Annotated in this window: 18 protein-coding genes; 11 read left to right on the top strand and 7 right to left on the bottom strand. The window is 49.4% G+C overall.

Translation table 11 applies throughout. From position 1 onward, the window contains the following. Positions 1-83: 83 nt before the first annotated feature. The gene (cydB, locus tag METTU_RS20840; RefSeq protein ID WP_006894034.1) at positions 84-1,094 is read right to left on the bottom strand and encodes a cytochrome d ubiquinol oxidase subunit II; all 1,011 of its coding nucleotides are present in this window, start codon (positions 1,092-1,094) and stop codon (positions 84-86) included. Continuing rightward, entirely contained in the window at positions 1,087-2,520 is a 1,434-nt protein-coding gene (locus METTU_RS20835) for a cytochrome ubiquinol oxidase subunit I (protein ID WP_006894033.1), read from the bottom strand. The genes cydB and METTU_RS20835 overlap by 8 nt, the downstream gene beginning before the upstream one ends. Before the next feature lie 416 nt (positions 2,521-2,936). Between METTU_RS20835 and METTU_RS20830 the strand changes: the two genes are divergently transcribed. From METTU_RS20830 to METTU_RS20815, 3 genes are all read left to right on the top strand, one after another. Further along, positions 2,937-4,586 (top strand): DHA2 family efflux MFS transporter permease subunit, encoded by a 1,650-nt coding sequence (locus METTU_RS20830; RefSeq protein ID WP_006894032.1) that lies wholly within the window; start codon positions 2,937-2,939, stop codon positions 4,584-4,586. A gap of 2 nt (positions 4,587-4,588) precedes the next feature. Next, on the top strand, positions 4,589-6,058 hold the full coding sequence (locus tag METTU_RS20825; protein ID WP_006894031.1) for an efflux transporter outer membrane subunit: 1,470 nt from the start codon (positions 4,589-4,591) through the stop codon (positions 6,056-6,058). Positions 6,059-6,534: 476 nt separating this feature from the next. Next, entirely contained in the window at positions 6,535-7,740 is a 1,206-nt protein-coding gene (locus METTU_RS20815) for an HlyD family secretion protein (protein WP_006894029.1), read from the top strand. 171 nt (positions 7,741-7,911) lie between these two features. Here METTU_RS20815 and METTU_RS20810 read toward each other — a convergent pair whose 3' ends face one another. Next, positions 7,912-8,805 carry a LysR substrate-binding domain-containing protein gene (locus METTU_RS20810; RefSeq protein ID WP_006894028.1) on the bottom strand — a complete coding sequence of 298 codons (894 nt, stop codon included), beginning with the start codon at positions 8,803-8,805 and terminating at the stop codon, positions 7,912-7,914. Between the two features lie 127 nt (positions 8,806-8,932). Here METTU_RS20810 and METTU_RS20805 point away from each other — a divergent pair, with 127 nt between their 5' ends. From METTU_RS20805 to METTU_RS20795, 3 genes are all read left to right on the top strand, one after another. Continuing rightward, positions 8,933-9,388: a DoxX family protein gene (locus METTU_RS20805; RefSeq protein ID WP_006894027.1), complete on the top strand. Its 456-nt coding sequence runs from the start codon at positions 8,933-8,935 to the stop codon at positions 9,386-9,388. Then, positions 9,381-10,241, top strand: coding sequence for a pirin family protein (locus METTU_RS20800; RefSeq protein ID WP_006894026.1), 861 nt, complete (start codon positions 9,381-9,383; stop codon positions 10,239-10,241). The genes METTU_RS20805 and METTU_RS20800 overlap by 8 nt, the downstream gene beginning before the upstream one ends. Positions 10,242-10,743: 502 nt before the next feature. Then, a complete protein-coding gene (locus METTU_RS20795) occupies positions 10,744-11,346 on the top strand; it encodes a nitroreductase family protein (RefSeq protein WP_006894025.1) in 603 nt (200 codons plus the stop codon). 158 nt (positions 11,347-11,504) lie between these two features. Here METTU_RS20795 and METTU_RS20790 read toward each other — a convergent pair whose 3' ends face one another. From METTU_RS20790 to METTU_RS20775, 4 genes are all read right to left on the bottom strand, one after another. Beyond that, positions 11,505-13,169 (bottom strand): metallophosphoesterase family protein, encoded by a 1,665-nt coding sequence (locus METTU_RS20790; RefSeq protein WP_150107940.1) that lies wholly within the window; start codon positions 13,167-13,169, stop codon positions 11,505-11,507. Between the two features lie 253 nt (positions 13,170-13,422). Further along, positions 13,423-13,956: an REP-associated tyrosine transposase gene (locus tag METTU_RS20785; RefSeq protein ID WP_006894023.1), complete on the bottom strand. Its 534-nt coding sequence runs from the start codon at positions 13,954-13,956 to the stop codon at positions 13,423-13,425. Between the two features lie 99 nt (positions 13,957-14,055). Next, a complete protein-coding gene (gene rlmN, locus METTU_RS20780) occupies positions 14,056-15,093 on the bottom strand; it encodes a dual-specificity RNA methyltransferase RlmN (RefSeq protein ID WP_006894021.1) in 1,038 nt (345 codons plus the stop codon). A gap of 506 nt (positions 15,094-15,599) precedes the next feature. Beyond that, entirely contained in the window at positions 15,600-16,076 is a 477-nt protein-coding gene (locus tag METTU_RS20775) for a MarR family winged helix-turn-helix transcriptional regulator (protein ID WP_006894020.1), read from the bottom strand. Between the two features lie 515 nt (positions 16,077-16,591). On the opposite strand from METTU_RS20775, the gene METTU_RS20770 reads away from it, so the two are divergent. From METTU_RS20770 to arsA, 5 genes are all read left to right on the top strand, one after another. After that, a complete protein-coding gene (locus METTU_RS20770) occupies positions 16,592-16,969 on the top strand; it encodes a hypothetical protein (protein WP_006894013.1) in 378 nt (125 codons plus the stop codon). Between the two features lie 740 nt (positions 16,970-17,709). Continuing rightward, positions 17,710-18,048: an ArsR/SmtB family transcription factor gene (locus METTU_RS20760; RefSeq protein ID WP_006894012.1), complete on the top strand. Its 339-nt coding sequence runs from the start codon at positions 17,710-17,712 to the stop codon at positions 18,046-18,048. A 29-nt stretch (positions 18,049-18,077) separates the two neighbouring features. After that, positions 18,078-18,557 (top strand): arsenate reductase ArsC, encoded by a 480-nt coding sequence (locus METTU_RS20755; RefSeq protein WP_006894011.1) that lies wholly within the window; start codon positions 18,078-18,080, stop codon positions 18,555-18,557. Positions 18,558-18,579: 22 nt separating this feature from the next. Continuing rightward, entirely contained in the window at positions 18,580-18,936 is a 357-nt protein-coding gene (gene arsD / locus METTU_RS20750) for an arsenite efflux transporter metallochaperone ArsD (protein WP_006894010.1), read from the top strand. Positions 18,937-18,958: 22 nt separating this feature from the next. Beyond that, positions 18,959-20,716: an arsenical pump-driving ATPase gene (gene arsA / locus METTU_RS20745; RefSeq protein WP_006894009.1), complete on the top strand. Its 1,758-nt coding sequence runs from the start codon at positions 18,959-18,961 to the stop codon at positions 20,714-20,716. Positions 20,717-20,720 lie beyond the last annotated feature (4 nt).

Below are 20,720 nucleotides of genomic sequence, written 5' to 3'. Positions count from 1 at the left end.
ATCCGCGGGTTCTTAAGGTGAGTGTTATATCGCGAGCGCGGCCTGCGAAAGTATAATCAATGGGGATTGCCCCATTGATTTCGCTAGCCGGCATCTTCATCCATTCGTATTTTCCCCGAAAAAACAAAATACTGATAGCCGTTATAAACAAGCATTATCGGCACTAAAAAACCGATGCCGGTGAGCATGAATATCAAGGTCTTACTGGAAGATGCCGCTTCAATGAGTGTTATCGAGGATGGGATCATATAAGGATAATAGCCTATGGTCATCCCCATCAGCGAGGCAAAGAAAATAAAGACGCTCCAGAAAAACGGGCTTTTTTCAAACCCTCGCAGCAATGCCCGCAGTAACATTAAAAAAGCAAAGCCGATCATGCCGAGAAAAAAATTCAAGGAGAATCGTGATGGATAAGCATCCCAGCGTGCAGCAACATAGGGGTTGAGCTGTAACGTCCAGGTAATAACCGCTATACCAATCGATATTCCCAAAATGGCGTTAACATAAGCGTGGCGGATACTGATTTTCTGCAACTCACCTTCCGTTTTGACTATTAAATAAGTCGCCCCCAGTAACCCATAGCCCACGACTACGCCGGCAGCGACTAACAGGGAAAAGGGCGTGAGCCAAACCCAGTCTCCATTCAATCCGGCACCGGTCACATTCAGTCCGCTGATCAAACCGCCAAACGCAAGTCCCTGAGCGATGGCAGCCAACAGACTACCTCCTCCAAACGCGATATTCCAAAGCGCTTTATTGTGCGCATGACTGCGAAATTCAAAGGCAACGCCACGGAAGATAAGCGCAAATATCATCAGCATAACCGGAATATAAAGCGCATGCAGCACGAGGGCATAAACCAGCGGAAATGCGCCAAAGAGCGCGCCGATCAGCAGCACCAGCCAGGTCTCGTTGGCATCCCATATCGAACCCAAACTGGCCATCATAATCGTGCGCTGCTTTTCATCACGGTTTAGCAGGAACAGGATTCCCACCCCCAAATCAAAGCCATCCACAACGATATATAAAAAGAAGATTAGCCAAATTATAAAAAACCAGATGTTGGCCAGAAAAACATGAAGCTCATTAAACATCAGGTTCACCTCCTTTATGCTCGTCTAGCCTGATAACTTGCTCTTCTCCGCCAATAATTTTAGTTAATGGCGCGGGCGCGTCGGCCATATCAGGTCCCTTTCGGATAATTCTGCTTGCAAAAACCACAAACATCATAAAGAGCATTACATAAACAATAACGAAACTAATAAGACTGACGAACACAGCAGAAGCGGGTAAGGCGGATGCAACATCACGGGTACGCAAAATGCCATAGACCACCCAAGGCTGACGGCCAACCTCCCTGACTATCCAGCCGCATTCTGTTGCCAGATAGCCAAGAGGCAAAGAAGCCAACCATGCATAGAGCAGCATCCGGTGTTTAACAATATGCTGGGATGTTAATTGACCTTTAAACCAGCACACTAACGTCCATATTATTAGCGCAAACAAACCAAATCCAATCGCGACCATGATACGGAAAGAATAAAAAATTAGTGGAATCGCAGGAGACTGATCTGCCGGAGGAAATGATTTTAAGCCAATGACTTGTCCATCCAAGCTCCCGGTAGCCAGAACGCTCAATACTTTTGGAACAGAAATAGACCAGTCATTTTTTTGGGCCGCCTTATTGGGCCATGCCAGAATATTCCAGTCTGCTCCCGATCCAGCTTGATTGGTTTCCCAGTGCGCTTCAATGGCAGCCCCTTTCGCCGGTTGATTTTCAAACACCTCATGGCCACTGCCGTGGCCGAGAAATATTTGCACAGGTGCCGCAACAGCTGCCATGATGACAACCATTTTAAAAGCCTTTAAAAAGAAATCCGTATGCCTTGCTTTTAGCATGTACCATGCAGACAAACCGCCCATCACAAAAAGGCTTGTTTCAAGGCAGGCAACCCACATATGAGACACCGCCCAAAATGCATCCGGATTAAACATTGCCTGGGAATAGCTGTCTACCACAATCCTGCTTTTTTCAAGGTGACTGCCTGCCGGTGTTTGCATCCATGCATTGGCAACCAAAATCCAGAATACAGAAAGTGATGCTCCCAAGGCCACCATACAGGTAGCGAACAAATGCATGACAGGGGGAACGCGCATCCATCCAAAAAGCATGATCCCCAGAAAACCGGCTTCCAGCATGAAGGCCATGGCGCCCTCGAAGCCCAGAATATTTCCAAAAAATTCGCCCGTCATCATGGAAAAGCGCGACCAGTTAGTGCCAAACTCAAATTCCAGAGGAATGCCGGTGACCACGCCGACCGAGAAATTAAGCAGAAACAGTTTTGACCAAAAATGCGCATGCCGATAGTAATCAGCGTCCCTGGTTTTTAGCCATAGCACTTCAAACACAACCAGAATCAGAGACATGCCAACTGACGTGAGCGGCCACAAGATGTGGAACATCGCCGTTACAGAAAACTGTAAACGCGATAAAAATATCGGATCCTGAAGAATTTCCATAGGCATCCTTTTTTGACGGGTCGGATCAAACGACTCAGAAAGAGGAATCTCAACGTCGTTGATCAAAATGGCTAGGCTAATCCTTTTGCAAGAAATATAAATACGTAAAATTGCATATTTACACTACTTAATGACATCAAATTGGGTGGATGGCCTGCGTCGCCAGTACGGACTTACTTGGCAGTGCGTATTGATTCGAGGTCGAGCAACGCAGTGAAGAGGCGTTAAGTTACGATATTACGTGAAATTAACGATATTTAGTGATTTTGTGCTTGCGTAGCATTAGGTTCTCTATTATTTAATTTATTAAGTTAATGATTTAACTGTATTTAATCGGCTTTGATCAACTCCGGCACAGCACTTGCAATTAAACGGGTAACATCCTGTTATTGCGAGTCCAAGGAGACTCCAAAGCCATGACCTCAACCGATAAAAATGCCCGAGCCGCCTGGGCGACATTAACCCACGACAGTCTTAGTACCCAGGTCGGCAAGCGCACGCTGTCCGGCGTACAGTTTTTCTTCCTTAACTTCGGCTTGCTGATGGGCAACATCCTGGTGTTGTTCAATACCGGCGCGTTTGCTTCGGTCAGCCTGCACGCTACCGGCGATCTGGGGGTCAGCCCCAGTCACGCCGGTTGGATGCAGACCTACTATTTCATCTGTCTGGCCTTGGCGCTACCGATCAGTTCCTGGTTGGCGGCTGCGGTCGGCGAAGTCCGGCTGTATTTGGCCGCCATGATTGCCATGACGCTGGCTTCGCTGCTGTGCGCCGTTACCTGCGATCTGTTCTGGTTTTTGTCGGGCCGGGCGTTACAAGGCTTTTTCGGCGGCTTGACTATCCCGTTGTCGCAAACCCTGCTGATGCGCGAATACCCCGAATCGTCCAAATCCTTCGCGGTATCGTTGTGGAGCATTGCCGCGTTGAGTCCGTTCACGCTGGGTCCGGCTGCCGGCGGCTGGATTGCCGATCATTTGGGCTGGCGATGGCTGTTCTATCTGAATGTGCCGCTGCCGTTGCTGGCGGCGGCACTGGTTTGGGCTTTGCTGTTCGATAGGCAATCTCCGCAACGGAAAATGCCGTTCGATGGCGTGGGTTTCCTGTTGTTGGGCGCCGCACTGGTTTGTTTGCAGACCGCACTGAATCAGGGCCAGGATGCGGATTGGTACAACTCAGGCTGGTTGATCGGCGTGACGCTGGCCGGATTGCTGATACTGGCTTACTTCGTTGTTTGGGAGTTGGCGGAACGCTCGCCGTTGCTCGACTTGCGACTGTTCGCCCGGCGTAATTTCGCAATCGGCAGCATCATGCTCAGCCTGAGCTTTATGTTGATGTACGGCTTGTTGTCGGTGCTGCTGGTGCGCTTGCAGGTGGTGGTCGGTTATACCTCGTTTCTGGCCGGTAGCGTGTTATTGCCGTTGGTGTTTTTGGCTAAGCCGATGGCCAGTGTGATGCATCGGATTGTGCATCGCTTCGATGCCCGCCTGCTGGTTAGTGCAAACATGTTGCTGTTTTCGGTGTACTGCGGCTGGATCAGTCGCTACGATTTTTTCGGGCGCGGCGGTTGGTTTAGCCAGCCGTTGTGGGCGCAGGTGTTGGAAGGCTTTTGTCTGGGCGGCTTGTTTGTGCCGCTGACGACGCTGTTTCTTTTTGGCTTGACGCCGAGACGGCAAACCCAGGCGGTGGAACTGGGCGGGATGCTGCGGGTACTGGGTGGCAGTGTCGCCTCGCCGTTATTAGGCATATTTTGGGAGCGGCGCGCCGCCTTCCACCAAAGCCGGTTGATCGAAAGTTTTTCATTGCACGACGGCGGGTCCATAGAAACTATCTCCCGCTTGTATGCCGCCGGTCTGCACGATCAGTTGGCCACCGCCAAGCTGGCGGCAGTGGCAGGTCAGCATGCTGCGATTCTGGGTCTGGACGATACCTTCCGGCTGGCGGCTTGGCTGTTTATGGGCTTGGCTGCGGTGGTCTGGCTTGCTCATCCGGTCGGGCCGAAACCAGCGGCGCTGCCTAAAGACGACAGGCGACAGGCGGCTTTGGAAGATTTGATGGAGGAACCGTAGTCATGATCCGGTTTAACAAAATAACCCTGTTGGCGGCTGGTTTGTTGCTGTTGAATGGCTGCGCATTGCTTCCTGAAGATGGAACCAGAGCCAAACTGCTGGACATGCCCAGCCTGAATCAAACATTGAAAAGCGATACCCAAGCCGAAAAAATCGTCAGGGAATGGCCGAGAGCACAGTGGTGGCGGGATTTTCACAACGCCGAACTGAACCGGCTGATCGAAACAGCGCTCAAAGACAGCCCAAGCCTGCACGCCGCGGCGGCACGCTTGACCCAGGCGGAAGCGGTAGCCGATTTTCAGGCGGCCGAGATGCTGCCCAGCATCAGCGCCGGCGTCGAATTCCATCAGCGCCGCTTTTCGGAGACCGATTTTTACGGTCCTAACGGCGGCAAGACGTTCACCGGCGCGTACATCGATCCTGCGGTATTTCGCTATCACCTCGATCTGTGGGGCAAGGATAAAGCGGCTCTGGAATCGGCGTTGGGCAAAGAGAAGGCACAGGCTTCGGAACTGGCGATGGCTCGGCTGATGTTGAGCACCGCCATTGCGCGCAGCTATATCCGGCTGTGCTCGTCCGAAGAAGACATCGAATTGGCTCATGGGCTGACGGAGCAAGCCGAGGGAAAAATGCAACTGGCCGAGCTGCGCTGGCAGCGCGGATTGACCAGCCAGGATTTGGTTTATGCGGGCAAACAGCAGTTGGAAGCGGCGCGGCAGCGCGAAACCAGTGTGCGCAACCAGGCGCAGGTATTGCGCAACCGGTTGGCGGCGCTGGTCGGACAGGGGCCGGATTGGGGTAAGATCATTCATGTGGCGGAAAACAAGGTCGCCGGACACTTGCCGCAGCCGGAAGCGATAGCGCTGGGACTGCTCGCGCATCGTCCCGATGTGGCGGCGGCGATGTGGCGCGTGGAGGCGGCCGCCCAGTTGACTAAAGTGGCGAAAACCAATTTTTACCCCGACGTCAATCTGGTCGGTTTTGCCGGTTTGCGCAGCCTTAATCTGAAGGATTTGTTCCTGTCCAACGGCGCCAGCGTGGCTTATGGAATGGGGCCGACGATTACCCTGCCGATTTTTGAAGGCGGACGGCTGGAAGCGGAATTGAAGAATCAGCAGGCCGCTTACGATGCCGCAGCCGAAAGCTACAACGAGACGCTGCTGGCCGCAGTGCAGCAGGTTGCCGACAGTTTGGCCGAATGGCGGCAAACGCTGGAACACGATGCCGCCCAGGAACGTGCGCTGGAAGCCGCCGAAGCTGAGGCAACGCTGGCCGGAAAACGTTATCAGGCCGGTCTCAGTACCCGAGACGGCATTATCGAGGCCGACGCGGCGCTGATTCGGCAGCGGTTGACCGCCAGCGAGATGCACAACGCTCATCTGCTGGCTGCAATTGGACTGATCGAAGCGCTGGGCGGCGGCTACGAAAACACCAACATGATTCATGTCAGCAAGGTGAGCAACCATGACTAATATTCCAACCAAACTCCGGCGCTACTTCGGCTTTCATCAGCGTCAACAGCAGCGGAGAGGCTCGTTCCCACGCGCTGCGTGGGAATGCAGTCAAGGCGCGCTGCGCCACGAGTCGTGGTCAATGCGCCGAAATGTGGGGTATCTCAACGTAGGACGCAGCGCGTCCCATATCGCATTCCCACGCAGCGCGTGGGAACGAGAGCTATCTAAGATGCTTGATAAGGCAGATGTAGGCCGGAATAAGGCCATCCAAGCGCGTAGCGCGAGGTGGCGTTTCCGGCGAGTTCGGGAGGTGTTTGCCGGAAAAGCTAGTTCCCGCTGTCGCTCGGACCGACTTATTCCGGCCTACTTCGAGATGTGGTTAATGCGCCGAAATGTGGGGCATCTCAACGTAGGACGCAGCGCGTCCCATATCGCATTCCCACGCAGCGCGTGGGAACGAGAGCTATCTAAGATGCTCGATAAGGCAGAAAACCATGACTAATACCCAAACCAAATCGCAACGCCACTTCGGCTTTCATCAACGTCGGCAGTACCGTGGTTATCGGCTGTTGCTGGTGACCGTGGTGGCATTGCTGATCGGGCTGATTTATCTGCTTTACTGGTGGAATTTTGCCGGCCGGTTCGTGGTCACCAACGATGCCTATATCACCGGCAACTTGGCTCCGCTCAAGGCGCAAACCAGCGGCACGGTGGTGGATGTGCGGGTTGATAACACGCAGCATGTGCAGCAGGGCGATGTGCTGGTGCGTCTCGACGGCTTGCAGGCGCAAGTGGCGCTGGAACGGGCCGAAGCCAATCTGGCGGATAGTGTTCGGCAGATCGAAACGGCGTTCAGTCAGGCCGACATGCTGCGCCAGAAACTGGCCTCGAAAGAAGCAATCTTGAATCGCAGCCGGAAAGACCTGGCCCGCTATCGTAGCGTGGCGGGTGACGGGGCGGTATCGGCGCAGCAGATTGAGAACAGCGAGTTTCAGGTCCGCGAGCTGGAAGCAGATGTTCGGCAGATTCGCGCCGAATTGGGCGGAGCCGAGGCTTTGATCCAGAACACCAGTCCGGCTGATAACCCGAAGGTGTTGCAGGCGGTCGCCGCGCTGAAACAGGCTTATCTGGATAATGCCCGGCAGCAGATTGTCGCGCCGGTGTCGGGTTTTGTCGCCAAACGCACCATCCAGCCGGGTGAGCAGGTTCGCCCGGAAACGCCGCTGCTGGCTATCGTGCCGCTGGATTATTTATGGGTGGAGGCCAATTTTTTGGAAAACGAGTTGGCCGATGTACAGCCCGGTCAGCCGGTGGAAATCACGGTCGATCTGTACGGTTCCGATGTGGTTTACCATGGCGAAGTGCAGGGCTTGGGCGCCGGTACCGGTAGCGTGTTTGGCCTGTTGCCGCCGGATAACGCCACGGGCAACTACATCCATATCGTCGAGCGGGTGCCGGTCAGAGTTGGGTTGCGCGCCGAGGAACTAAAGGCCAACCCGCTGCGTCCGGGGTTGTCTGCGGTGGTGCGGATCGATACCGTCCACCCCGGCCGCTCGGTGCTGGAGCCTTTAACCACGACGCCCGCTACAGCCTATAAGACCGAAGTTTACGATCATCAGCTGGACGGTGCCGATGCGTTGATTCAGAAAATTATTGAAGGGAACAGGCAGTCAAAAAAGTCGGGGGATGTAGCTAAGTAGAAAACTTAAAGTCTTTTTCTCGTTCCCACGCGCTGCGTGGGAATGCTATGGAGGACGCGCTGCGTCCTGTGTTATTTTCAGACATTGCACGTAATTCGTGGCGCAGCGCACCTTGACTGCATTCCCACGCAGCGCGTGGGAACTAGGTGAGTAAGTATTTTGAGGGACTACTTAAATGAAATCATGCCGGGATAACTGCTCGATAAACCAGCGCAAGACTTTGCCTTTATTGGTTGTTTTCCAGGCCATGTGGAGGGTATCAATCGGTATCGTATCTTCTACCGGCAGCGCGATAAGACGGCCTCGTTCAAGCGACTCCTGAATCCGGTGCGCCGGTAAAAAGCCGACGCCTAAACCCGAGCATAAGGCATGTATTTTTTCTTCCACCGACGGCACGCTCAATACCGGACGCTTGCTGAATACCCGATGGCTTTGCGGCGCCTGATTCCTTGATGAGTCCCTGACCACGATAAAGCGGTGTTGTTCAATCAGTTGCCGGGAGAGCGGCAATGATGCCTGGGTCAGTTCATGGCCCGGCGCAACGGCGAAAACCCATTCAATCTGCCGGATCTTCTGGTATTTAATGCCTTGGCTCGGCGCAGCTTCAGCGCCCGCGCCTATGACCAGATCGGCCCGGTTACTGGTGATGGCTTCTTGCGCGCCGCCCAGCACTTCCTCATAAATATTGATCTCAATATCCGGCAGAACCTCGTAAAACCGGGCTATTAACGGATAGATGAAATCAAAATTTAAAATGGAATCTATTGCGATATTGAAAACAGGTTCCCAGCCGCTGTGGGTTTTCTTGGCGGCTATGACCAGGCGTTCGGTTGCGTCCAGGATTTCGCGGCCTTGTTCAAGCAATACTTTTCCGGCCTCGGTCAATACGGCTTTTCTGCCTTCTTTGCGAAACAAGACCACATCCAGGTCCTGTTCCAGTTTCTGCACGGTATAAGAGATTGCCGAAGGCACCCGAAACAGCTCATTTGCCGCTACGGCAAAGCTGCCTTTTCGGGCTATTGCATCCAGTACTTCCAGTGCGTCGAGGGTGATAGGATATTTCATGCTGTCTGCTCGTGTTTATTGTTCAAATATTTTGAAGCTATTAAGCAAAATTGATCGCTTTTTATTATTCAGGCCAATTCTATAATGATCTCGACATTTCAAATTGTTTAACATTTAAGAGGTTATCATGAAAAATTTAATCAATAAAACACGGCTTGCTAATGCAGGTCTGGAAGCGGTCATACTGCGCGTTCCTATCGGCTTGATTCTGGCGGCGCATGGCAGCCAAAAACTGTTCGCTTGGTTTGGCGGTTACGGTTTGGACGGAACAGGGCAATGGATGGCGTCGGTGGGTTTGACTCCGGGCTTTGTTATGGCGTTATTGGCGGGCAGTGCCGAATTTTTTGGCGGTGTTGCGTTAATTCTGGGCTTGTTGACGCGTCCGGCGGCGATAATTAATGCGCTGACGATGCTGGTCGCACTGTTTTGGGTGCATTGGGGGCACGGCTTTTTTCTGGATACGCATGGTATTGAATATGCGTTGGCTTTATTATCGGCAACTACGGCACTGATAGTTATCGGCGGTGGACCGTACTCGCTGGATGCTCTGATAGAAACAAAACTGGAGGCTAACGATGAATAAGCAAACACGACAACTTGCGGCTGTAATAAGCGGACAAAATACCTCGGATGGGGCTGGCGTCAAACTGAAACGTATTGTCAGTCAGCAACAAAAAAACGCTTTCGATCCTTTTATTTTGCTGGATGAGTTTGGCTCCGATGAACCGACGGACTATGTCGGCGGCTTCCCCGATCATCCGCATCGCGGCTTTGAAACCGTGACGTATATGCTGGCAGGTGCCATGCTGCACCGCGATCATCTGGGTCATGAAGGGCATCTGCGAGCTGGCGATGTGCAATGGATGACGGCCGCGCACGGCATTATTCATTCGGAAATGCCGGAACAGGAAAACGGCTTGTTACACGGCTTTCAGCTATGGATTAATCTGCCTGCCAAAGAAAAAATGAAACCGCCGCATTACCAGGAGTTTGCCGCCGCAAAAATCCCTAGCGTTGCATTGGCGGACGGCGGTTACATCAAGGTCATCGCCGGTGACTATGTCGCCGAAACACAAAAAATATCCGGCCCGGTAACAGGCGTATCGACACAGCCGTTGTATTTCGATGTGCGGTTAAGCCCCAAGCAACAGCTTGATATACCGATAGACGAAGAACACACGGTCTTGGTCTATGTGTACAAAGGCGAGCTGGCTATCGGCGCGTCGGACAAGGTTTTAAAGGCGGGGCAACTCGGGCAGTTACAAAACGGCGATAACCTACAGCTGGCAACACAAGATCAGTCGGCGCAATTTCTGGTGTTAGCCGCGCTGCCGTTAAAGGAGCCGGTGGTGCAATCAGGCCCGTTTGTGATGAACACCAGCGAAGAAATTGAACAGGCGTTTCGCGATTATCGTGACGGCGTGTTGACGCAGTAGGATTTCGCCAAAATAACTTCCGCCGCTGCGAGACAGGAGTCGAGTAGTCCCCAGAAGCGATAGGGCATGTGTTTTCACGAAGCGTTTTTTGCGTAGTGAAAATGCAGGCTTTCCGACATCGCGTCGAGTCATTGCGAGAATGATGTTGGATACCCCTTGTTGGGTATCCAGCGAATGAAGCAGGACGGCTGGGGCAGCCGCAGGCATTAGCGGTCGCGTAGCTTTTGCCGCTTGTTGGGCAGGGATGCCCATAAAAGCTTTCGCAAAAATAGCGACTCCCCGGTTATAGCTCCCTCTCCTGTTGGAGAGGGTTGGGGTGAGGAGATTAAAAATAAGGCAAAATCTTTATTTGATCCCCTCATCCTAGCCTTCTCCCTGAGGGAGAAGGGATTATCCATCCGGCCGTGATGAGGAGCGTGGGATCGATGAGTCCAGGTTTAGGAGAAGTTATTGCCGATCATAGCTAAATCGATTTTTATCTAACCAGACTAAGGAGACAAACATGCAGCAAAAACCGGCAACAACCCGTGTAAAAATTCACGATATTATTCAGGCACGCTGGAGTCCACGGGCTTTTGACCCTGACAAACCGGTGAGTCATGATGATTTGCTGGCGCTACTGGAAGCCGCACATTGGGCGCCGTCTTGCTTTAATGACCAGCCTTGGCGGTTTGTGGTCTGCGATAAAGCCACCGATGAAACCGACTGGCAACATGCGTTTTCAATCCTGGCTGAAAAGAACCAGCGATGGGTCAAGAACGCTCCGGTGTTGATACTTGCTGTGGCAATGGAAAATTTCAATCATAACGGCCAGCCTAACCGCTGGGCGATGTATGACACCGGAGCGGCCGGCGTCAGCTTGTGCTTGCAGGCTACTGCGATGGGAATGTGTGTACATCAAATGGGCGGTTTTGATGCTGAAAAAGCCCGAGAGGTTTTTAATCTTCCGGGCGATTGCAGGCCGATGGCAATGATGGCCGTCGGCTATCAAGCCGATGCTGATGTGCTTGATGACGATTTTAAGGAAACCGAATTAGCCGCTCGTTCCAGGGCCGCACTGAATGAACGCTTTTATGCGGGGCAATGGGGCAGGGGAGTTGAATGAATTTGTAAAACTCTGGACTTGATCTAATTGCCAAAATTAGCCTCAACTGCATCAGACATTGACTGTCTCAGTTCGACCCAATGCTGTCCATCACAAAATAATTTGCTGATAGCCTATTATTGAACATGTAGCAGAGACTAAACAGTCCCACCAAAAAATTAATGCATTACCTTGGGTTCGTTACGAACTAGCCATGCTAGAAAGTATTTGGTTTCTGGGTCTGGGTAGTCAACTCGCAACGCATAATGGCCTTCGCCGCTTGAATAAATAGTCTTAGTAAGTGCAATTGAATGAACTGGACAATTTTCTCCTTCAGCTTGTGTATAAACAAAAACATTTCCAGGCGCGTCATCAGGAGCCAATTCGGTAGGTAAATCCACTGAAATATCCAATGTCGCAGGCATTTTATCTAAGGGGGGTATGAGGTAATATACATGTTTTAGGTAATCAGAATATAGTGGGCCGCGCGACTGAGCAGGTAATTTATCAATATGTTCTCTGGTCAACATACCCACTTCTTCCCAACGATAACTTGTAACTACATGGTAGGGAAACTGAAATATTTGCACTGGGAATTTCGCTTTGCAACGCCAAGCATTTGTCCTTTTTTTATCAACATAGAACCCTTCACCAACATCACCGTAAATTTTATTACCATCCTTATCAACCACCCATACCTTCAGATCTTTCGGCAACTTTCCCGTTTCTGAATAAACTGAGAACTCGTGAGTATTATCGATTAGGCTAATATTGAAGTAAGATCGATGAACAATAATGTCTCTGTTAACCAAAAAGCGAAAGTGAAGCTTTAGTCCCAATGCTTCAGTTTCGTCGATATTGTGAGTTAGATAATAGCGTGCGCGTCTTAAATCGACTGCCTCGAAAAGTAAATGGCGATTCTCTGTTGAGCTTGAGAATGTTTTACCCGAACCAAAATATGTTCGTAGCCAAATAGAATCATCTTCGCAGACCTCAATCACATTAAAGCTAGCCTTACTGAAATACCATCCCTTACCCGTAATTGTACCAGTCGACGATCCTGCTCCTATGATCGTGACATTTCCCAACCTATTTTCAATTGTTGTATATTTAGCAATATTTTTCTCATGCTCGTGCCCATGTAAAACTAGGTCAACATGGCCTTCCGAAAGTGTCTTCAGGACAGTTCCTGCGTTGACAGTCAATGTCGTTGCAGTTTGAAAAGGTCCAATGAGTTGATCGTATTTGGCCTCAAGAGAGACTACTGGTAGAAGATGATGGTGAGTCATGACAATGCGTATGTTCAATTTCCCCTTTTCTTTATCGTCTTGCTTCTTGTTGTCCACCGCTTGTGCTAGATTCTTAAGGGTATCTGCATCGACAAAACTTCTGGCAAAGTAACTACATTTGTCGCTGGAATCTATAGCCGTCACCCTTGCTACAATCCGTGCTCCCAAATCCAGCACCTCATAATGTGGCGCTCCGCGAAACCAATCTTTTAGGAAATAATAAAAGTCGCGAGTGAAGGGTAGCTGCAAGCTCCCTAAAGCATTGCCAAGCCAGTGCCGGTCATGATTGCCTGGGCATATAAGTACAGGCACATCTCCGAATTTTTTAAGTTCAGATTGAGCCAAATTGAACAGTTTATTTCCAGGAGTATTTACAATATCACCCGTGATTAGTATGGCGGCAGGCTTAATATCTAAAACAAATCTAACCAATTCGTCCCATACAGGCTCTGGACCAGTAAATCCGAAATGAATATCACTGAGATGAACCACAGTTGCTATAACATTACTATCAGAAGACATCGCATCACCTTTATTTATTAGAAGATTGTTCAAAACATCAGAAGAAGGTGTTTTCTAAGCTAATGAACTTTAGCATCCATCTTAATTCGCTGCAATTTCTCGAGCCTCTCTTGCTACTATGAAGAGGTATTTTGATAAATGACTGCTGATGAGCGAAAACAAGTCAGACAATCAGCAAAATTGCAATAAACATGACTGACAACTTATGGCCGACAAGCGACCGTCAAGATTGATCAAAAATTGAGAGGAGTTGCGCTGGTTCCCAAGCGCCAGCTTCCCGAGCAACTCACCACGACCGAATCACCTCAATCACCCCCTCCTGACCGGCATAACTACGCGCACTGGAATAACGCCAATGTTCCGGCTGGTCCACGTAGCCCCGCTTTACGGGATTGTGATGAATGTAATCCAGCTTTTGACGCATAACCACCTCAGATTCGATAATTTGCGGATGATTGCCTTCTTCCCAAACCTGATAAGTGGTCTCCTGCTTATGGGCGCGTTTAAAAAACGCCAGCAACTCCAGCAGCTTGACCGAGCGGCGTTGTTCCAGATGCGCGACGATTTGTTTTGCCGTGTAGGATTTAAAGCGCTGCATGTCATGGCTTAAATTATCAGACGCGGCGATAAGATGCAGATGATTTTCAAGGATGACGTAACCGTAGATTTGGAAATTTGTATCGTTCTGTAAAAAACGCCAAGAATCGAGAATGATGTCCACTGTTTCCGGGCGGGTAAACAAAGGTAGCCAGCGGTTTATCGTTGCGGTCAGGAAGTGGGGGCATGGGTTGGATTGGACGCGGTAGCGGCTTCTTGGCATGGTTGTTCTCCTTTGTGGTGAGAGCAGACGGGAAGCTGGAGCTTCCACGACTGGGTTCCCAAGCTGGAGCTTGGGAACCAGTGGAAACCTACGGGCTATTTAATTTTTAGAATTGAGTTGTCCACATGCTGCTAATACATCATCGCCTTTAGCGCTTCTTATTAAAGTCGGGATTTTAAAAGTATCCAAAACTTCTTTAAACTTTTCAATTTTATCCAAATCCGGACGATTGTAATGTGATCCTGGGAATGAGTTAAAAGGAATTAAGTTTATATAAGCACTTTTACCAGCCAGTATCGTTCCCAATTTTTCAGCATCATCTGGAGTATCATTAAAATCTTTTATCAGAATATATTCATAAGTAATAAATTGCTTTTTGTTTAATGGTATCTTGTCAATAGTTGCCAACACTTCATCTAGCGGATATTTTATATTAATGGGAATAAGTTCATTCCTCTTTTCTTCAAAGGGTGAATGAAGAGATAACGCAAGGTTCACTCCAGGAATTTCCTGGCTCCATCTTTTAAGTCCAGGAATATAACCAGCCGTTGAAATAGTAATTCTTTGAACACCAATTGAAGTTCCGTGTTTTGATAAAAATATTTCGCACGCTTTTTTGACGGCATCAAAATTATGTAAAGGTTCGCCTTGTCCCATAAAAACAATATTTAAAATTCTCTCTTCTCCAGGCCTATTTTTCGCTAACCAACGCCAGGCTTGTAGAAACTGACCAACAATTTCACTTGTAGTCAAATTCCTTTTAAGTCCTTGTTTTCCGGTAAAACAAAAAGAACAATTCATTGCACAGCCAACCTGCGATGAAAGGCAAATAGAATATTTATTATGAAACGGAATAAGGACGGTTTCAATTTTATGATTGTCTTTAAGCTTAAAAAGAAATTTTACTGTTCGATCTTTTTTTGACTCATAAACCGTATCGATTTCGGGTAGAGAAAAGTCGAAATTATTTTTAAAAAAGGCCAATGAACATTTGGAAATTTTATCAAGGCATTGAGTATTTTCTTTTTTCTTATAATGCCAATTAAAAAGAACTGTCGCTGCTGAGTGGTTTAAATTATTCTGATTTATAACTGTTTCTAATTCGGAATAATTTAGGTCGTAAAAGGATTGTTTCAGAAAATGTCTCCTGGTAGTATCAATATATTACCAATACCAAATAGTTTGAAATATTCGATTTGATGTCGCAATTATACTGAACCTGTTTATAAGGTTTTATTTTTGTCATGTACAGAGGATAATGTTTTTTATCATATATAGGGGCTACCAACTTAAGCCGAGACAGTCTAAGGTTAAGCCGTTCGTGGTGAGCTTGTCGAACCATGATCGGCTTAACCGTCCACCCTTCGACAAGCTCAGGGCGAACGGTTAAACCTTGACACGTGTCCCACCTTAAGTTGGTAGCCTATATAGGCATCCGGACTTTCGCCTATCCTCCGAAAGTAAAGGTTTTCGCCCAAGCTTTACCGTACTTCATTCTGCCATTATTCATCGTTATAAAGCTGCCAGTCACTACAGGCAGTTCATGGCCGAACTGAGACCGTCAGTGTCAGGTTCAATCTAAACAAATGTTTTGAAACTGTCAGATCAAGTTCAGCGCCTTACAAATAATTTCTCTCTACGGTCTATTCATTGGTTTCATCAGTAAGCGTTCCGCTTCCGCTGCTACGCAATGCGGTTACAGCATCGTGTAACCGCCGCAGGGTGTCGCCAAGGTTGACTATATCCTCCGGGGAATAATCATCAAATATCCGGTTAATGAATACCAGATGCTCGGGAAAAGTACGTTTGTACACATCCTCACCCGCCGCTGTCAGCCGCACAATCTGACTGCGGCCGTCCGTTTCCGAAGCCACCCGTTGCACCAGTCCTTTATCCTCCAGACGGCTAATTACGCCGGTTAAGGTTCCTTTTGTAATTAATGTCTTCTCGCCCAGCTTCTTGAAGGTCATGCCGGGCGTATCGCCTAAGGTGATAATAATATCGTATTGCGGCAGCGTCAGATCCAGCGTGTGAACATGACTCGCCGCATAGGCCAAAAAAGCTTGATGTGTCCTTAATAGCTCGCGCAGTACCGTTGGAAAGGTTGAAGTGGAATTCATATTTTTGATGGTAATTGTTTTAATTAGTACCAAATACTAACCCTAACTAGATTTAACCTCAAGATTTTTAATGATTAAAAACGCTTCCTGCGCTATTGGGATGTTGCCGGTGCTCCGATCAATCGTCGGAAATGGCCGTCAACGAATGAACGGCCACACATCAGCCGCAAATAACAAAGCTATTTGTTCATACAGGGGGTGATTTTGGGTGTTTTCGGTAAGACTTGCCGACCATGGGGCTTAGTTGAGCGGAAGCAATAGCCAAGCAATCTTACAGTAATGTAGAAGTAATATATTGATAAATAACACTTGTTTTTACAAGTATGGGTAGGGCCGTAGCGGGAAAAGCAGGGCGCCTAAAAAATAGTTCTTATTAGAACAAATAATAGTACTAATCAGGACAAGGTCCTGCTAGACTATACCCATACCTAGCGATGAACTTGAATCTTTCTTACCCCAAGGCTCATTAATCGTTACGTAGAAATACTTTATTTATCAACTATGAGGTTTATCCCATGAACACATTCAAAAAAATCCTGGCTACTATTGCGATGACTGTAATGACATCAAGCGCTTTTGCAGTAGCGAATCCGTCGTATGAAGACGTTAAATCGGCTATCGACAACACGCTTGCGAAAGTGGAAGAGGCCAAGGCGGCGCTGGACAATGGCGCGAACAACGAAGCGGTCATAGACCTGGTTACCGATGCCCGCCAGCTGCAAAAAGATATTGCCAATAACGTGCTTGACCTGAAACGCAATCAAGCCAGCAACGTGTTGAAGCAAGCGCGTTCGGCTCTTCAGAGCAATGAGCCGCAATCGGCTAAAGAGTCTTTAACGGATGCTTTAAACCGGTATAAAGAAATAAAACAGCTTTACGCTTCTAATCACTAAGCAAAAGGTGGATGCGCCGTCAGGCCGTCCACTTTAAAAGAAGCTGCAAACTAAACCCTTATTCGGAGATTTCGAGTAAGGGTTTTTTGTTTATAGTTTCGAGCGATAGGGGGAGTTGGCGGTATTTGAGGGTTGGCCGGGATTCATGTAAAACCATCAAAAAAAGAGATCTATTATTATGAATTAGAAGGTTAATTCAGATTATTGATAGTTTCTTTTGCCGGGACCTGAGGCGGTGAAAGCAATTGCAAAATTTGTTCGTGAGTAGCGATAACGGCCTTTGTTGCTATTAGATCAGCCTCAAGCCGCTGAACTTCTGCTCTTCAGTTCGGCAACGCCTAGCTGTTCTTTTGCAGTGCTCAATGACCGAATTTCTTGCTCTACACGATGAAATTCACTCCGAGAATGCTTCAGTTCGCCGGCTAATCCGGCGTTGTGTTTATTGCTAATGATCAGTTCTTGCTGCTTGGCATTTACCGTATTCTGCGCTGCACGCAATTCGTTTTACAGGAACTGGATCTGCTGTTCGAACTGCCGATGATCTTGTTCATGTTGTTTGGTAAAAAGCGTGCAAAACTTACCAGGTATCGGAGCCAAAAAGATACGCGATCAGAAAATATGGGTACTTGGGATTGGCTAAAGTGTTCGCTATAAGAGGTCGGGCTGATGGATGGGGGGTCTTTGCTGAAGCGGAGATATTTTTTATTTTCATATTTCAATAATTGTTGTATTATTGATTTATGGATAAGCAATTAGCAACAACGATATTTGAATCACTGGCCTCCGGCATCCGGCTGGATGTATTTCGGCTGCTGGTGAAACACGCTCCCACGGGGCTCGTCGCCGGTGAAATCGCTACGTTATTGGTTTTGCCGCCAACCAATCTATCGTTTCATCTCAAAGCCATGACCCACGCCGGTTTGGTGAGCGTCACCCAAGAAGGGCGCTACCAGCGTTATCGAGCCAATCTCACCGTCATGCAGGCACTGATTGATTATCTGACGGCTGAATGCTGTACAGGTAGCCCAGAACACTGTTTTGATGCCGATAAGGCAACATCCTGTCGCGATACCAACTAATTTTTTCTTTGACTCGGAGACCATTGAATATGAATGTCCTATTTCTCTGTACTGGCAATTCTTGCCGATCCCTGATTGGCGAAGCCACTTTCAATCATCTTGCTCCAGAAGGTTGGCATGCACTCAGTGCAGGCAGCAAACCTTTAGGTAAATTAAACAGTCGAGCATTGGCTTTGCTTGAGCAGGAAGGCATTTCTACTGAGGGCTATTACAGCAAATCCTGGAATGATCTGCCCTTGACACCGGATATTGTTATTAGTGTTTGCGGCAATGCCGCCAACGAAACCTGTCCAGCTTATTTGGGTCCCGTTTTACGCAGTCATTGGGGTGTAGAAGATCCAGCCCATGCTGAGGGTACCGAAGAGGAAATCAAAGCAGCGTTTATAGTCGCCTATCGCATCCTTCGTTACCGTATTGAACAATTCCTGGCGTTACCGCTCGATGAATTGCAGCATGACCGTGATCGCTTAAAAGCAGAGCTGGATCGCATCGGCAATTTGTTACCGTAAATTTACTTTTAGGAGAACTTTCATGACCACCATACAAATATATGATCCCGCTCTGTGTTGCAGTACCGGTGTCTGCGGCGTCGATGTCGATCAAGAACTGGTCGGCTTTTCCGCTGACGTTGACTGGGCTAAACAAAATGGCGCAAAAATAGAGCGTTTTAATTTGGCTCAGCAACCGATGGCCTTTGCCGAAAACCCACTCGTTAAAACCTATTTGGAACGTTCCGGTGCTGACGCGTTACCGTTGATTTTTGTGGATGGCGAAGTGGCTTTGGCCGGTCGTTATCCCAATCGTACTGAATTAGCTCGTTGGGCGGCAATCACCTTGGTGGAAGACAAAGCTCAGTCCGGCTGTTGCAGCGGCACCAGTTGCTGTTAAATCATTTTTTTGATATGCCATTATGAATGACTGCAAATTTCTCGACCATCCGCCACGATTCCTGTTTTTTACCGGTAAGGGCGGCGTTGGGAAAACCTCGATTGCTTGTGCCACGGCCATACAACTGGCGGATTCAGGGTATCAGGTACTGCTGGTGAGTACCGATCCTGCGTCGAACGTTGGTCAGGTGTTTGGCATAACCATCGGCAACCATATAACGCCTATTAAGACCGTGCCGGGTTTGGCAGCGCTGGAAATCGATCCGCAAGCGGCGGCGCAAGCTTATCGAGACCGCATTGTCGGCCCGGTGCGCGGCGTACTGCCCGAAACGGTTGTGAAAGGCATCGAAGAACAACTGTCCGGTGCCTGCACCACCGAAATCGCTGCGTTTGACGAATTCACCGCGCTATTGACCGATTCAACGCTAACCGCTGGTTACGATCATATTATTTTCGACACCGCCCCCACAGGCCACACCATTCGCTTATTGCAATTGCCCGGCGCCTGGAGCGGCTTTTTGGAAGAAGGAAAAGGCGATGCTTCTTGCCTCGGTCCGTTGGCTGGTTTGGAAAAGCAACGCAGCCAATATAAGTCGGCGGTCGAAGCGCTGGCCGATCCGAACCGCAGCCGCTTGATCCTGGTTGCCCGAGCCCAGCAAGCTACCTTGCAGGAAGTGGCCCGTACCCATGAGGAGTTGAACGCAATCGGCTTGTCGCAGCAATATTTGGTCGTCAACGGCATTCTGCCGGAAGCCGAAGCGATGCAAGATTCGCTGGCAACCGCGATTTGTCAACGAGAACAACGGGCGCTATCCGAGATACCGGAAGCGCTTCAGGCGCTGCCTCGTGATCAAATCGAGCTCAAACCGTTTAATCTGGTCGGGCTGGATGCCTTGCGACAATTACTGACCGTAGCCACGCCGGTAATCACTCAGTTTGATGCTACTACCCAGGCAATTCAGGTACCGAATCTATCAAAACTGGTCGATGACATTGCAGCCGATGGTCATGGCTTGGTCATGCTGATGGGCAAAGGCGGTGTCGGTAAAACGACCTTGGCGGCAGCCTTAGCGGTGCAGCTAGCGCAGCGTGGCCTACCTGTGCATCTCACGACGTCCGACCCGGCAGCGCATTTGAGTGAAACGCTCAACGGTTCCTTAGATAACTTGACGGTCAGCCGAATCGATCCGCATGCCGAAACCGAACGCTATCGTCAACAGGTGCTGAAAACCAAAGGGGCACAGCTTGATGCTCAGGGCCGGGCGTTGCTGGAAGAAGATCTGCGCTCGCCGTGTACCGAGGAAATTGCTGTGTTTCAGGCATTTTCAGGCATTATCCGTGAGGCCGGAAAAAAGTTCGTGGTGATGGATACCGCTCCCACCGGCCACACTTTGTTGCTGTTGGATGCCACCGGCGCCTACCACCGCGAAGTCAGCCGGCAGATGAGCAGTAGCATGCATTACCTGACGCCGATGATGCGGCTACAAGATCCCAAGCAGACCAAAATATTGCTGGTGACCCTGGCAGAAACCACGCCGGTATTGGAAGCGGCCAATCTGCAAGCCGATCTGCGCCGTGCCGGAATTGAACCGTGGGCTTGGGTAATCAACAACAGTGTCGCCGCGGTGGCCGTGCATTCGCCGCTGCTGCGTCAACGAGCTGCCAATGAATTACGCGAAATCGACGCTGTTGCCAACCGGTATGCCCAGCGTTATGCCGTGGTTCCGCTGCTTCAGCAAGAGCCCGTTGGCGTTAGCCGCTTACTTGAATTAACCGATTAGCACC

This window comes from Methylobacter tundripaludum SV96, from assembly GCF_000190755.2.
In the GTDB taxonomy this organism is placed as follows: domain Bacteria; phylum Pseudomonadota; class Gammaproteobacteria; order Methylococcales; family Methylomonadaceae; genus Methylobacter_A; species Methylobacter_A tundripaludum.
Note: the sequence above shows the minus strand (reverse complement) of the source record. Positions and strands in the feature narration are given on the sequence as shown.